Annotated in this window: 13 protein-coding genes and 2 pseudogenes; 1 reads left to right on the top strand and 14 read right to left on the bottom strand. The window is 68.2% G+C overall.

Annotated elements, in window-relative coordinates; translation table 11 throughout:
* Position 1: 1 nt before the first annotated feature.
* The 4 genes and pseudogenes from pdxA to BN118_RS08635 form a co-directional block, all read right to left on the bottom strand.
* Positions 2-1,057: pseudogene (gene pdxA / locus BN118_RS08650) on the bottom strand (4-hydroxythreonine-4-phosphate dehydrogenase PdxA).
* Positions 1,054-2,271 carry a D-threonate kinase gene (gene dtnK / locus BN118_RS08645; RefSeq protein ID WP_014905734.1) on the bottom strand — a complete coding sequence of 406 codons (1,218 nt, stop codon included), beginning with the start codon at positions 2,269-2,271 and terminating at the stop codon, positions 1,054-1,056. The pseudogene pdxA and the gene dtnK overlap by 4 nt, the downstream one beginning before the upstream one ends.
* Positions 2,272-3,295 (bottom strand): annotated as a pseudogene (locus BN118_RS21205) (2-keto-3-deoxygluconate permease).
* A 248-nt stretch (positions 3,296-3,543) separates the two neighbouring features.
* Positions 3,544-4,494 carry an IS481-like element IS481 family transposase gene (locus BN118_RS08635; protein WP_005012067.1) on the bottom strand — a complete coding sequence of 317 codons (951 nt, stop codon included), beginning with the start codon at positions 4,492-4,494 and terminating at the stop codon, positions 3,544-3,546.
* A gap of 200 nt (positions 4,495-4,694) precedes the next feature.
* On the opposite strand from BN118_RS08635, the gene BN118_RS08630 reads away from it, so the two are divergent.
* Positions 4,695-5,504, top strand: a complete 810-nt coding sequence (locus tag BN118_RS08630) for an enoyl-CoA hydratase/isomerase family protein (protein ID WP_010930573.1) — start codon at positions 4,695-4,697, stop codon at positions 5,502-5,504.
* Positions 5,505-5,526: 22 nt separating this feature from the next.
* Here BN118_RS08630 and BN118_RS08625 read toward each other — a convergent pair whose 3' ends face one another.
* The 10 genes from BN118_RS08625 to BN118_RS08580 all read right to left on the bottom strand — a co-directional run bounded on the left by BN118_RS08625 (position 5,527) and on the right by BN118_RS08580 (position 12,814).
* Positions 5,527-6,420, bottom strand: coding sequence for a methylglyoxal synthase (locus tag BN118_RS08625; protein WP_010930572.1), 894 nt, complete (start codon positions 6,418-6,420; stop codon positions 5,527-5,529).
* 124 nt (positions 6,421-6,544) lie between these two features.
* Entirely contained in the window at positions 6,545-6,739 is a 195-nt protein-coding gene (iscX, locus tag BN118_RS08620) for a Fe-S cluster assembly protein IscX (protein ID WP_003812452.1), read from the bottom strand.
* Positions 6,739-7,080, bottom strand: coding sequence for an ISC system 2Fe-2S type ferredoxin (fdx, locus tag BN118_RS08615; RefSeq protein ID WP_003812453.1), 342 nt, complete (start codon positions 7,078-7,080; stop codon positions 6,739-6,741). Before fdx ends, iscX begins: the two co-directional genes overlap by 1 nt.
* A 9-nt stretch (positions 7,081-7,089) precedes the next feature.
* Positions 7,090-8,952 carry a Fe-S protein assembly chaperone HscA gene (hscA, locus tag BN118_RS08610; protein WP_014905733.1) on the bottom strand — a complete coding sequence of 621 codons (1,863 nt, stop codon included), beginning with the start codon at positions 8,950-8,952 and terminating at the stop codon, positions 7,090-7,092.
* Between the two features lie 129 nt (positions 8,953-9,081).
* Positions 9,082-9,594 carry a Fe-S protein assembly co-chaperone HscB gene (hscB, locus tag BN118_RS08605; protein WP_003812456.1) on the bottom strand — a complete coding sequence of 171 codons (513 nt, stop codon included), beginning with the start codon at positions 9,592-9,594 and terminating at the stop codon, positions 9,082-9,084.
* Between the two features lie 2 nt (positions 9,595-9,596).
* Positions 9,597-9,920 (bottom strand): iron-sulfur cluster assembly protein IscA, encoded by a 324-nt coding sequence (gene iscA, locus BN118_RS08600; RefSeq protein WP_003812458.1) that lies wholly within the window; start codon positions 9,918-9,920, stop codon positions 9,597-9,599.
* A gap of 1 nt (position 9,921) precedes the next feature.
* A complete protein-coding gene (iscU, locus tag BN118_RS08595; RefSeq protein WP_003812460.1) occupies positions 9,922-10,332 on the bottom strand; it encodes a Fe-S cluster assembly scaffold IscU in 411 nt (136 codons plus the stop codon).
* Positions 10,333-10,365: 33 nt separating this feature from the next.
* Positions 10,366-11,577 (bottom strand): IscS subfamily cysteine desulfurase, encoded by a 1,212-nt coding sequence (locus tag BN118_RS08590; protein WP_003812462.1) that lies wholly within the window; start codon positions 11,575-11,577, stop codon positions 10,366-10,368.
* Between the two features lie 17 nt (positions 11,578-11,594).
* The gene (gene iscR, locus BN118_RS08585) at positions 11,595-12,107 is read right to left on the bottom strand and encodes a Fe-S cluster assembly transcriptional regulator IscR (protein ID WP_003812463.1); all 513 of its coding nucleotides are present in this window, start codon (positions 12,105-12,107) and stop codon (positions 11,595-11,597) included.
* A 215-nt stretch (positions 12,108-12,322) separates the two neighbouring features.
* A complete protein-coding gene (locus BN118_RS08580; protein ID WP_010930569.1) occupies positions 12,323-12,814 on the bottom strand; it encodes a low molecular weight protein-tyrosine-phosphatase in 492 nt (163 codons plus the stop codon).
* Positions 12,815-12,833 lie beyond the last annotated feature (19 nt).

Raw genomic sequence — 12,833 nt, 5'->3', positions numbered from 1 at the left:
ATCAGCCTCCAGTCGTGGAGCGCGCAGTTTCCCATACTTGATGCCAACCCGGCGCCAGCTGCGCCGCGCGCTCGGCGGCCAGCACCAGGCTGTCCTCGCGCGATGCCCTTGCCGGCGATGTCGAACGCGGTGCCGTGGTCGACCGACACGCGCACCACCGGCAGGCCACCGTGATGTTGACGCCGTCGTCGCCATAGACCGACTTGAACGGCGCATAGCCCTGGTCGTGGTAGCAGGCGATGACGAATTTCCACTTGCCGCGCACGGCCTGCGGAAACAGCACGTCGGCCGGAATCGGGCCGGCCGCCAGGATGCCCTCGGCATTGTTGGCCTGCGTCACCGCCGGCGCCAGGATCTCGGCGTCCTCGGTGCCGAAGATGCCGTTCTCGCCGGCATGCGGGTTCAGGCCCGCGACCGCCACCGGATGGTCGGCGCGGCCCAGCGCGCGCGCGAACGAGCCGGCCAGGCGCAGCACCGCGCGCATGCGCTGCGGATTCACATCCTCGATGGCCTGGCGCAGCGACACATGGGTGGTGGCGTGGAAGATATACAGGTCGCCGGCCGACAGCACCAGCGAGAAGGTCTTGACGCCGAACTCGTGCGCCAGCAGTTCGGTATGGCCCGGCCATTTGTGGCCGGCCATGTGCATGGCGGCCTTGTTCAGCGGCGCGGTGACGATACCGTCGATCAAGCCGTCGCGCGCCAGCGCGCAGGCCGTGGTGACGTAGCGCACCGAGCCGTCGCCAGCCTCGGCGCTCAACTGGCCCGGCGGCACGTGCGCCAGCGACGGGCCGGCCTGGATCACTTCGATGCTGCCGGGCTGGTTGGTGGCCTCGGCCGGCGTCGCGATGACGCGTACCCGCGCCGGATCGCCCCCCACGGCCTGCACGGCCTGGGCCAGCACGGCGGCGTCGCCGACCACCAGCAGCCGGGCGCGCTGGCGCAGCTCGTCGTGGCCGAGCAGCATCTTGGCGGTGATTTCCGGGCCTATGCCCGCCACGTCGCCCAGCGTCACCGCCAGGGTGGGAATGCGGGAGGGGGTAGCGTCTTGCGTCATTTCGTGAATCTCCGTTCCCGGATCGCCTGCGCGGCCCGGATCAATACATCCTGCTCGCCAAAGCCGCCGGCCTTGGTCACGACCGGCAGCCCTGCCGCCTGGCCACCGGTCAGGGTGCCCAGCGGTACGCCGCCGGTGACTTCGTCGACCAGCGCAATACCGCTGGCCTGCAATGCCGCCAGCACGGCGCTGGCGCCGTCGCCGCCGGTGGCCACCACGCCGGCCGCGCCGTGCGCCAGCACCAGGCGCGCGGCCAGCTCGCCCAGCCTGCGCGCGACGCTGTCTGCGTCCAGCCCGGCCAGGCGCCCTTCGGGCGCCAGCAGCATCAGGGCGTCGACCGCCGGCATGCCGTGCTCGGCCGCCTCGACCTCGGCGGTCCAGGCCGCCCAGTTGCGGTCATCGGCCAGTTGCGCCAGCGTCGGCGCCCAGGTGCGCGCGCCGGCCTGCTGCAGCGCGGCGGCCTGCTGGCGCGCCGCGCTGTGCTGCGAAGTCACGACCACCAGCACCGGGCCGGCCGCCTGCCCGCCGGCCCATACCCGCGCCAGCGGCGCGGCCAGCCCGCCCGAGCCGACGGGCACGGCGCGCTGGCCCAGCACGCCGATGGCGCGCGCCAGCCGCTGCACATCGGCGTCGTCCAGGGCATCGACCACGACCACCGGAGCGGCGGCGGCGATGCGCCGCGCCAGTTCGGCCGGGGTTTCCCCCGCCTGCGCCGCCAGCTGGGCACAGCCCAAGAGGGTGGGAATGTGCGACTCGGTCACCGGCGTCACGGGGTCGGTGGCGGCCGAGGTCTCGGTGACCGGCCGATCGCTCACGTACAGCACGCCCTGGCGCACCGTGCGGCCGGTGACGGGAAACGCCGGGCAGACCACCGCGATGGCACCCTCGCCCCAAGCCAGCCGCGCGGCGTCGATCTCGGCCTTGAAGGCGCCGCGCAAGGTCGAATCGACCTTCTTGTACAGGCGCTGCACGCCGGCGGCGCGCAGCCTCTCGACCTCGCCGCGCACCACGGCGGCGGCATCCGCCGCCGCCAAGGGGCGGCTGTGCGTCGTGACCGCCAGCACCTCGGCCTGGCGCACGGCCGGATCGGCCAGCGCCTGCTCGGCGCCGCCCACCGACAGCTGGGTCGCCCAGCCGGCCCGCACGAACTGCACCGCGGTGTCGCCCGACCCGGTCAGATCGTCGGCCACGATGCCTATGTACGGCCCGCCCATTCAGAGGCTCACTTCGGCGGGCTGGCCGGTGCGCTCGTCCTGCGGCTCCTGCTCCACCGGCTTGAGTTCGCCGGCGCGCTTGAGGAAGTACGACGCCAGCACCGGCGCAAGAATGGAGCTGATCAGCACGCACGCGGCCACCTGGGCGGTCGCGGTCGCGACATAGGGCTGGAACGACGGATCGGCGGCGGCCACCACGGCCGGCGTGGCGATGGCGTTGCCGGCGGTGGTACCGGCGGCAAAGCCCAGGCCGCTCTTGCCGCCGCGGCGCAGGATGTAGCGGTAGCCGAAGTACACCAGCGCGCCGGTGATCGGGCTGATCAGCAGGCCCAAGACCAGGCCGCTCATGCCGCCCGAGATCACCGCGCCCAGGTTGATGCCGGTGCCCAGCGCAAAGGCGAAGAACGGGATCACGATGTTGGGCACCGGCTTGAGCACGTTGCGCCATTCGATGTCCAAGGTTGCCCACCACCACGCCCAGCAGGAACGGCACCAGCGCCGCCACCAGTGCGATGGTCGGGATATCCGCCAGGCCCGAGGCGCCCAGGAACAGCAGGCTGAAGAACGGGCCGTCGTTGACCGCGCTGGCGACGTAGGCGCCGCGATCGCGGCTGTCGCCGTATTGCCCGGTGTAGGCGAGCCACAGGCCGCCGTTGCTGTTGTCGAAGGCGGCCAGCATGGCCAGGATGGAAATGCCCAGCACGCCGTCCAGGCCGACGAAATGGCCCAGCAGGATGATCAGCGTGGCCGGCACCAGCGTCTTCATCAGCAGGATGGTGCCGGCCGTGGCCAGGATCGGACCGCCGGTGCGCATGTTGACCTGCGTGCCGGTGGCGAAGATCAGCAGCGCGATCAGCGGCAGCGCGCTGTTCTTGAACAGTGCGGTGGTAAAGCCGCCGATGGCCAGCGCGTCCGGCGCGAACGTACCCAGCAGCGATCCGAGGATCAGCGGCAGCAGCATGAGGCCGCCCGGCACTTTCATCATGGTTGTGTAGAACGGTACGCGGGAAACTTCGGTAGTCATGACAGGTTGTCTCCGTAGGATTTGCTTTGCTTATGCATCAGAGGGAACACAGCTGCTGGGAAAAGCGCCATTCTAATCCTATACGTACAACCTGTACGTACAAATCTGCAACACACTGATTTGTCACCGTTTTTTCTCGATCCCGGGCCACGGCGCGCACGGGCGCGGTCTGAGCGGGCCATAAAAAAACCCCGCGGGGGTTCGCGGGGCTCAAGCCAAACGCAGGCCGGCCCGAAGGCCGCGCGGCCCTAGCTGTGAACTGTCAATAGGTTGTATTCGTCCAGGTTGAGTCTGGAGATGGGTACAGCGCGCCCGATGCCTTGGTGGGGTCGATGCCAGTTGTAGTGGTGTAGCCAGGATTTCATGGCATCGGCTCGGTGTTGGGAGTTCTGGTAGGTGTGAGCGTAAGCCCACTCACGCAAGGCCGACTGGATGAAGCGTTCGGCCTTGCCATTGGTCTGTGGGCGGTAAGGTCGGGTAAAGCGGTGCTTGATGCCCAGCTCATGGCACAGCGCGGCGAAGGCGCGGCTGCGAAAGGCCGAGCCATTGTCGGTGAGCAAGCGCTGGATGGTCACGCCCAGGCGCTGGTAGTAGGCCACTGCGTCCTTGAGGAACTGGACGGCGCTGGGGAAGCGCTCGTCGGGGTGGATGTCGGTGAAGGCCACGCGGGCGTGGTCATCGATGGCCACGAAGACGAAGTCCCAGCCGGCCCCCTCAACGGTATCGCGTCGGTTGCCCGTGACCCGGTGGCCAGGGCGCTGGATACGTCCCAGCTTCTTGATGTCGATGTGCAGCAGATCGCCGGGGGCCTGATGCTCGTAGCGCACCACCGGCTCGGCCGGCTCCAGGTCGGCCAGGTGCGACAGACCGGCGCGGGCCAGGACGCGGCTGACGGTGCTGGCTGACACGCCCAGCGCCTGGGCGATGCGCGCTTGGGTCAGCCGCTTGCGGCGCAGCTCCACGATAGCCAGCGCCTTGGCCGGCGCAATCGCTCGGGGCGAGACCGTCGGGCGCGAGGACGCATCGGCCAAGCCCGCCTGGCCCTGAGCCAGGAAGCGGCCCAGCCATTTGCGCACAGTCGGCGCGGTGACCCCATAGGCGCGGGCCGCTTCAGGCACACAAACTTGATGGGCGATCAATTGCTGGACCATTTCGAGTCGACGTAGGAAGGTCAATCGGGCATGCTTATGGGTGTTCATCCGGCCGGGCTCCTTGAGTGAACTGGGGGGGTGGCGATTTCCAGTTTCTCAAATCCGGTTCGGATGAACCATGCATACAACCTATTGAATCTTCACACCTAGCCGGGTCGATCTCCCAACCGAGCAAGCGCTTGGTTCGCAACATAGCATCGCGGTTTTTGAATCAAGAATTGGTATTTACCCCATACGGAGACCGAACCATGTCCGCCGCCGACCAGCCGCCGCGCTATGGCACCCTGACCTTGCAGACCGATGGCGCGCTCGCCATCCTTACCCTGGACCGCCCCGCCGCGCTCAATGCCATCGACATCGCCATGGCGCGCGACCTGCAGGCCGCGGCCCGCTGGCTGCAAGACCGCGCGGCGCTGCGCGTGGTGCTGCTGCGCGGCGCCGGCAAGGCCTTTTGCGCCGGCGGCGACATCGCCCTGTTCCAGGGCCCGCCCGAGGAGATCCGCGCCAGCCTGCGGGCGCTGTTCACGCCGCTCAACGATTGCGTGGCGCGCATCGCCGCCATGGACCAGCTGTGGCTGGCCGATGTGCACGGCGTGGCCGCCGGCGCGGGCCTGTCCCTGGCGCTGGCCTGCGACCTGGCGATCGCCGCCGACGACGCGCGGCTGGTCACGGCCTACCTGAAACTGGGCGCCACGCCCGATGCCGGCATGACCCATGCGCTGGCCCATCTGCTGGGCCGCCGCCGCGCGCTGGCGCTGCTGCTGCGCGCCGAACCCATCGACGCCGCGCAGGCGCTGCAGTGGGGATTGGTCGATCGCGTGGCGCCGGCAGCCGAGCGGGCCGACCAGGCGCTGGCCTATGCGCGCGAACTGGCCGCCCATGCGCCGCACGACGTGGCCGCCGCCAAGCGCCTGCTGCGCCAGGCGCCAGCCACATCGCTGGAACAGCAGCTCGAGGATGAAGCCGCCGCCTTCCTGGCGGCGGCCGGACGCGCCGACTTCGCCGAAGGCGTGCAGGCCTTCCTGGCCAAACGCCCGCCCCGCTTCACCGGCGCCTGAGGCCGTCCGGGCCGCGCGCGACCTAGGCGCGGCCGGCCTGCCGGCGCTGTACCGCCTGGGCCCAGCGGCGCGCCACCGACGGCGAGGTAGCGCAGGTGGCCGAGGCGGTCACCACGCGCACGGCCCGCTCCAGCAACTGGATATCGGCCTCGTGCTGGCGCGCCACGTGCGGGTCCTCGAAGAAGATCACGCGCTGGCACTGATGCTCCAGCACCAGTTCGGCGATCTGCGCGTCGCCGCCCAAGGGCCCGCTCAGGTAGCGGTGTACCCACGGGCGATCCTTGGGCCAGCCGCGCGACCAGGCCAGGTCATTGAGCAGACCGCCGGTCGTGCCGGTGGCCACGCGCCGCGCGAACTGCGACAGCAGGTCGAAATGCTCGGCGGCAAACGCCACCATATCTTCCTTGAGCGCATCGTGGGAAATCAAGGCCAGGGTCTGGCCGGTGAAATCGAACAGCCGCGCCGCGGTGGCGTCCGGCGCCAGGCCGGCCAGCACCCGCTCGACCTCGATCCACTCGATGGCGCCCGCCAGCGTCGAGATGAACGGCCGGCCGTGCGTGATGCACTGGCGCTTGAGTGCCAGCGCCTCGGGAAAGATCGACGACGGGTCCACCGGGTCGATCAGGTAGATGGCGCCATCGAACGGGGCGTCGCCATCGCGGCCCTCGGTCACGCGCGCCACCAGCTTCATCAGGCCGCCCTCGCGCCCATACGGATAGCGCACCAGTCCGCTGTAGCCCTGCAGCATGCCCTCGCGCACGATCGCATCGTGCGTGCGGCCCACCGTATGCAACTGGATGCCCATCTCGCGGATCGTGGCCGAGCAGGCGCGCAGCCAGGTAAACAGGGCCGCGTCGGGCGTTTCGTGGTGCAGGCGATTGGCGGCAAGGCCGAAGCGCAGGGAAGCAGTCGTCATGGGGCGATCGGTCCGGTTGAAAGCAAAATGCCAGGACCGATGATACCCCGGCCGCGCGGCCCCGAAACGACAAGGGCCCCGTCCATGACGGGGCCCTTGTCCGGGCGGCGCGCCGGCCGGCGGCTCAGTCCATTTCCTCGATCCAGGCCATCTGGATGGCCTCGAGGATCTTCTCGCCGCAATGCGCGGGATCATCGGCAAAACCCGGCAGGCCCAGCACCCACTCGCGCAACTGCGTGAAGCGCACGGTCTGCGGATCCGCGTCGGGGTGCGTATCGGCCAGGGCGGCGGCAATCTCGTAGATGTCGGTCCACTTCATCAGTGCTGCTCCTTGGCGTGGTTGATCGTGTATTTCGGGATTTCCACGGTCAGGTCTTCCTCGCCGATCAGCGCCTGGCACGACAGGCGCGACGTCGAGGTCAGGCCCCAGGCCTTGTCCAGCAGGTCCTCTTCGTCGTCGGTCGCGTCCTCGAGCGAATTGAAACCCTGGCGCACGACCACGTGGCAGGTGGTGCAGGCACAGGACAGCTCGCAAGCGTGTTCGATTTCGATATGGTTATCCAGCATCACCCGGCAGATCGACACGCCCTTGGGCGCGTCCTCGATGACGGCACCCTCCGGGCAGACGTCGGGGTGAGGCAATACAGTTAGTTTCGGCATGGTGTCCAGTCAGGCGAGTTCATCGAGTTTACGGCCGGCCAGCGCGGAGCGGATGCTGCGGTCCATGCGCCGCGCGGCGAATTCTTCTGTGGCATCCGAAAGCGCCTGCACCGCGGCCCGAACGGCTTCGACGTCGTCGAGCGACTGCGCCTGCGCCGCCGCCTGCAGGCGCTGGTCCACGGTGGCGCGCTCGGCCGGATCCAGCAGGTCGCCATCGGCGGCCAGCGCCGCGCCCACCGACTCCACCAGCTGGCGCGCCTCGACCTGCTGCTCGCGCAGCATGCGCGCGCGCGCGTCGCTGTCGGCCTGGGTGACGCTATCGGCCAGCATGCGGGCAATCTCGTCATCGGACAGGCCGTACGAGGGCTTGACCGCTACCGCCGCCTCGACCCCGGTGCTCTGCTCACGCGCCGTCACGCTCAACAGGCCATCGGCATCGACCTGGAACGTGACGCGGATGCGCGCCGCGCCCGCCACCATGGGCGGAATGCCGCGCAGCTCGAAGCGCGCCAGCGAGCGGCAATCGGACACCAGATCGCGCTCGCCCTGCACCACATGCACGCTCATGGCGGTCTGGCCATCCTTGAAGGTGGTGAATTCCTGCGCGCGCGCCACGGGGATGGTGCTGTTGCGCGGAATGATGCGCTCGACCAGCCCGCCCATGGTTTCCAGGCCCAGCGACAGCGGAATGACATCCAGCAGCAGCCAGTCCTCGCCCAGCGCGCGGTTGCCCGCCAGCAGGTTGGCCTGCAGGGCGGCGCCCAGCGCCACCACCTGGTCGGGGTCCAGGTTGGTCAGCGGCTCGGTGCCGAACAGCGCGCCGACCTGCTGGCGCACCACCGGCATGCGGGTCGCCCCGCCCACCATCACCACGCCGCGCACGTCGCCGACCGCCAGTCCGGCATCGCGCAGGGCGCGCCGCGCGCTGTCCAGCGTGCGTCCGACCAGCGGCTCGGCCAGCTGCTCGAACTGCGCGCGGGTCAGCGTCGCCTGGATGGCGCGACCGTCTCGCAACGTCACCTCGAACGGCGCCTGCGCCTGGTCGGTCAGCGCCTCGCGCGCGGCGCGAGCGGCCACCAGCAACGCGCGCCGGTCGGCCACCGGCAATGCCGCCACGTCCTCGCCGGCGCAGGCATGGGCCACGATGGCGCTGTCGAAATCGTCCCCGCCCAGCGCCGTATCGCCACCCGTGGCAATCACTTCGAACACGCCCTGGGTCAGGCGCAGAATGGAAATATCGAACGTGCCGCCGCCCAGGTCATACACCGCGTAAATGCCTTCGGCGGCCTGGTCCAGCCCATAGGCGATGGCCGCCGCGGTCGGCTCGTTGAGCAGGCGCAGCACATTCAGGCCGGCCAGCCGCGCGGCATCGCGCGTGGCCTGGCGCTGCGCGTCGTCGAAATACGCCGGCACGGTGATCACCGCGCCCACCAGGTCGTCGCCCAGCACGTCTTCGGCGCGCTGGCGCAGCACGGCCAGGATCTGCGCCGAGACTTCGACCGGGCTGAGATCGCCCTGGACCGTGCGCAGGCGTACCATGCCGGGCGCGTCGACGAACTCGTACGGCGCGCCGCTGGCCACGGCGTCGGCCGCGCTGCGGCCCATGAAGCGCTTGACCGAGACGATGGTGTTCAGCGGATCGCGCGCCTGCTCCAGCAGGGCCTCGCGGCCGATTCGCACCGCGCCGCCGTCCAGGTAGCGCACGGCCGACGGCAGCAGGACCTGCCCTTGCGCGTCGGCCAGCACTTCGGGCACGCTGCTGCGCACCGCGGCCACCAGCGAATTGGTCGTGCCCAGGTCTATACCCACGGCCAGCTTGCGCTGGTGCGGGGCGGGCGAATCGCCCGGCTCGGAAATCTGCAATAAAGCCATGTTGTGCTTGAGAATCTCTGGTGCCTGGCGATGCCGGACGCGGCACCGCACAAGCGGGTCATCGGTTGCCGCGCATCGGGCCGGCCGCCGCCGCGTGGACGCGCCACGCGCCGCCGCCCCGAGCCAGGGCTATTGCATGGGTTGCGCCGCGCTCAGCTCCTGCGCCAGTTTTTCCACGAACATCCATTCGCGCACCTTGGTGCCGGCCTGCTGGTAGTCGCCGCGCTCGTCGATCAGCTCCGACAGCGTCTGCTGCATCCGCAGCCGCGCCTGTTCCAGCTCGGCGCGCAGGGCCGCGAAAGCGGCCGGATCGCGGCGCGCATCGTCGAGCATTTCGCGCCATTCCATCTGCTGCATCAGGAAAGCCGGATCCATCGCGGTATTGCTTTCGGTCTGCAGGTCCACGCCCGCCTGCTCGCACAGGTAGCGGGCGCGCAGCATGGGGTCGCGCAACTGCCGGTAGGCCTCGTTGGCGCGCGCCGCCCACTGCATGGCGACCCGGCGCTCGGCGGCGCTGGCCGTGGCATAACGATCGGGATGCACGCGCGCCGCCACGGCGCGCCAGGCCTGTTCGAGCTGGACCGGATCCAACGCAAACCGGGTCGGCAAGCCGAACAGGCTGAAATGGTCGTCTGCCGCCAAGACTACACCGTGAACGACTCGCCGCAGCCGCAGGTCGCCTTCTCGTTGGGGTTGCTGAACCTGAACCCTTCGTTCAGGCCCTCGCGCGCGTAATCCAGCTCGGTGCCGTCCAGGTACGCCAGGCTCTTGGGGTCGATGAAAACCTTGACCCCGAAGCTGTCGAACACCACGTCGTCAGCGGCCTGCTCGTCGACGTACTCCAGCTTGTAGGCCATGCCCGAGCAGCCGGTCGTGCGCACGCCCAGGCGCAGGCCGATGCCCTTGCCGCGCTTTTGCAGGTAGCGGCCGACGTGGTTGGCGGCCGATTGAGTCAACGTAACCGCCATGTCAGTTCGCCGCGACGGCCTCGGGCGTCTCGGCCCCGTGCTTGGTCTTGTAGTCCTGCACGGCAGCCTTGATCGCGTCCTCGGCGAGGATCGAGCAGTGGATCTTCACGGGCGGCAGGGCCAGTTCTTCGGCGATCTGGGTGTTGCGGATGTTCATCGCCTCGTCCAGCGTCTTGCCCTTGACCCACTCCGTCACCAGCGAGCTGGAGGCGATCGCCGAGCCGCAGCCGTAGGTCTTGAAGCGCGCGTCCTCGATGACGCCGGCCTCGTTGACCTTGATCTGCAGCTTCATCACGTCGCCACAGGCGGGCGCGCCGACCATGCCGGTGCCGACCGAGTCGTCACCCTTGTCGAACGAGCCGACGTTGCGGGGGTTTTCGTAGTGATCCAGAACTTTGCTGCTGTAAGCCATGATGTTTCTCCACTATTTGGTCGGCGCGGGCGCTCAGTGCGCGGCCCACTGCACGGAATTCAGATCAATGCCTTCCTGGGCCATTTCCCACAACGGCGACATATCGCGCAGCTTGCCGACACGACTCTTGATCAGTTCGATCGTGAAGTCGATTTCCTGTTCGGTCGTGAAGCGGCCCAGGGTAAAGCGGATGGAGCTGTGCGCCAGCTCGTCGTTGCGGCCCAGCGCGCGCAGCACATAGGACGGCTCCAGGCTGGCCGACGTGCAGGCCGAACCGCTGGAAACGGCCAGCTCCTTGATCGCCATGATCAGAGACTCGCCCTCGACATAGTTGAAGCTGATGTTCAGGTTGTGCGGCACGCGGTGCTCCATGCTGCCGTTCACATACACTTCCTCGATCTGCGTCAGGCCGGCCAGCAGGCGGTCGCGCAGCATGCGCACGCGCTCGTTCTCGGTGCCCATTTCCTCGCGCGCCAGGCGGAACGCCTCGCCCATGCCGACGATCTGGTGCGTGGCCAGCGTGCCCGACCGGAAGCCCCGTTCGTGGCCGCCGCCGTGCATCTGCGCCTCGATGCGCACGCGCGGCTTGCGCCGCACATACAGCGCGCCGATGCCCTTGGGGCCGTACGTCTTGTGCGCCGAGAACGACATCAGGTCCACCTTCAGCTTCTGCAGGTCGATCTCGACCTTGCCGGTGGCCTGGGCCGCGTCCACGTGGAAGATGATGCCCTTCTCGCGGCAGATCTCGCCCAGCGCGGCGATGTCCTGGATGACGCCGATCTCGTTGTTGACCATCATCACCGACACCAGGATGGTATCCGGGCGCAGCGCAGCCTTGAACGCATCGAGGCTGAGCAGACCATCGTCCTGGACATCCAGGTAGGTCACTTCAAAGCCCTGGCGTTCGAGCTCCCGACAGGTATCCAGCACCGCCTTGTGTTCGGTCTTGACGGTAATGATGTGCTTGCCGCGCTCGGCGTAGAAATTCGCCGCGCCCTTGATGGCCAGGTTGTCCGACTCGGTAGCGCCGGAAGTCCAGACGATCTCGCGCGGATCGGCGTTGACCAGCTTGGCAACTTCCTCGCGGGCCTTCTCGACCGCGTCCTCGGCTTCCCAGCCAAAGGCGTGGCTGCGCGAGGCCGGATTGCCGAAACTCTCGTACAACCAGGGAATCATTTTCTCGACCACGCGCGGGTCGACCGGCGTGGTAGCCGAGTAGTCCAGGTAGATGGGGCGATTGCTCATGTTGTACTGCTCCTAACTTATGCGGTGGCGTTGGCGGCGACGGGCGTCGACCGGTTCACGCGCACGGCCGAACAGCCCTGCGCCTGGTTGGCCGCTTCCTGCAACTGGCGCACGCGCTGCTGATCGACGAGATCCTGCAGCGAGACCGAGTCCAGGTAGTCGACCATCTTGCGATTCAGCGTGGTCCACAGTTCGTGGGTCATGCACTTGCCCGGCTTGCCGTCGTTGCCGCTGGTGCAATCGCGCTTGCCGCCACAGCTGGTGGCGTCCAGGGGTTCGTCGACCGCGAAAATGATGTCGGCTACCGTGACATTGCGCGCCAGGCGCGCCAGCGAATAGCCGCCGCCGGGCCCGCGCACGCTGTCGACCAGCTCGTGGCGGCGCAACTTGCCGAACAGCTGTTCGAGGTAGGAGAGCGAGATATTCTGGCGCTGGCTGATCGCCGCGAGAGTGACCGGGCCGCTATGCTGCCGCATCGCCAAATCGATCATGGCCGTCACGGCGAAACGCCCTTTGGTAGTTAACCGCATGGTGTGTTTCCTGTGAATCCGGAAGAAAACCCGACGCATCGGGCGCTGGACCGGGCATCAATACCCGAGTAATTGGGTCAAGTATAGCAAATTCCCGAGTAAAACGCTAAGTATCTCGGTCGGAAAAAACCGCGCAGTCGCGCGGTTTTCTCATTTTGGGGTACGGACCCATTGCGGATCCCCCCACTTGCCCCAGCGCCGCGGACGGCGACGGATCAGGCCGCCTGGTATTGCGTGGCGCGCTTGCGCACCAGTTCCAGCACGCCCTGACAGGCGTCTTCCAGATAGTCGAGCACCTTGCCGAAACCCTCGGGGCCGCCATAATAGGGGTCGGGCACCGTGGCTTCCTCGAACTCGTTGGCAAACCGCATCAGCAGCATCAGCTTGTGCTGATAGGCCTTGGGGCACTGCTGCTGCAGGGCAGCCAGGTTGTCCCAATCCATGGCCAGGATCAGGTCGAATTCGCGGAAATCGTCCGCCGTCACCTGACGCGCTGCGCAGTGCGTGAGATCGTAGCCGCGCTTGCGGGCGGCGGCCTGGGCCCGGGCGTCAGGCGCCTCGCCAATGTGGAAGGCATGCGTGCCCGCGGAATCGACCCGCACGACATCGCCCATCCCGGCATCATTCACCAGATAGCGGAAGACACCTTCTGCGCTCGGCGAGCGACAGATATTGCCCATGCAAACGAAAAGTACCTTGGTCATCATGGGTGTAAGTGTGCGGGAA

The organism is Bordetella pertussis 18323 (genome assembly GCF_000306945.1).
Classification (GTDB): Bacteria; Pseudomonadota; Gammaproteobacteria; order Burkholderiales; family Burkholderiaceae_B; genus Bordetella; species Bordetella pertussis.
This window is presented reverse-complemented; position numbering and strand designations above follow the sequence as displayed.

Excerpts from the sequence above, each read along its gene's own strand:
- hscA (WP_014905733.1), bottom strand. The coding sequence starts at position 8,952 with ATGGCTTTATTGCAGATTTCCGAGCCGGGCGATTCGCCCGCCCCGCAC.
- BN118_RS08590 (WP_003812462.1), bottom strand. The coding sequence starts at position 11,577 with ATGAGCAATCGCCCCATCTACCTGGACTACTCGGCTACCACGCCGGTC.
- dtnK (WP_014905734.1), bottom strand. The coding sequence starts at position 2,271 with ATGGGCGGGCCGTACATAGGCATCGTGGCCGACGATCTGACCGGGTCG.
- iscA (WP_003812458.1), bottom strand. The coding sequence starts at position 9,920 with ATGGCGGTTACGTTGACTCAATCGGCCGCCAACCACGTCGGCCGCTAC.
- iscU (WP_003812460.1), bottom strand. The coding sequence starts at position 10,332 with ATGGCTTACAGCAGCAAAGTTCTGGATCACTACGAAAACCCCCGCAAC.
- BN118_RS08625 (WP_010930572.1), bottom strand. The coding sequence starts at position 6,420 with ATGACGACTGCTTCCCTGCGCTTCGGCCTTGCCGCCAATCGCCTGCAC.
- iscX (WP_003812452.1), bottom strand. The coding sequence starts at position 6,739 with ATGAAGTGGACCGACATCTACGAGATTGCCGCCGCCCTGGCCGATACG.
- BN118_RS08630 (WP_010930573.1), top strand. The coding sequence starts at position 4,695 with ATGTCCGCCGCCGACCAGCCGCCGCGCTATGGCACCCTGACCTTGCAG.
- BN118_RS08635 (WP_005012067.1), bottom strand. The coding sequence starts at position 4,494 with ATGAACACCCATAAGCATGCCCGATTGACCTTCCTACGTCGACTCGAA.
- BN118_RS08580 (WP_010930569.1), bottom strand. The coding sequence starts at position 12,814 with ATGATGACCAAGGTACTTTTCGTTTGCATGGGCAATATCTGTCGCTCG.
- iscR (WP_003812463.1), bottom strand. The coding sequence starts at position 12,107 with ATGCGGTTAACTACCAAAGGGCGTTTCGCCGTGACGGCCATGATCGAT.
- fdx (WP_003812453.1), bottom strand. The coding sequence starts at position 7,080 with ATGCCGAAACTAACTGTATTGCCTCACCCCGACGTCTGCCCGGAGGGT.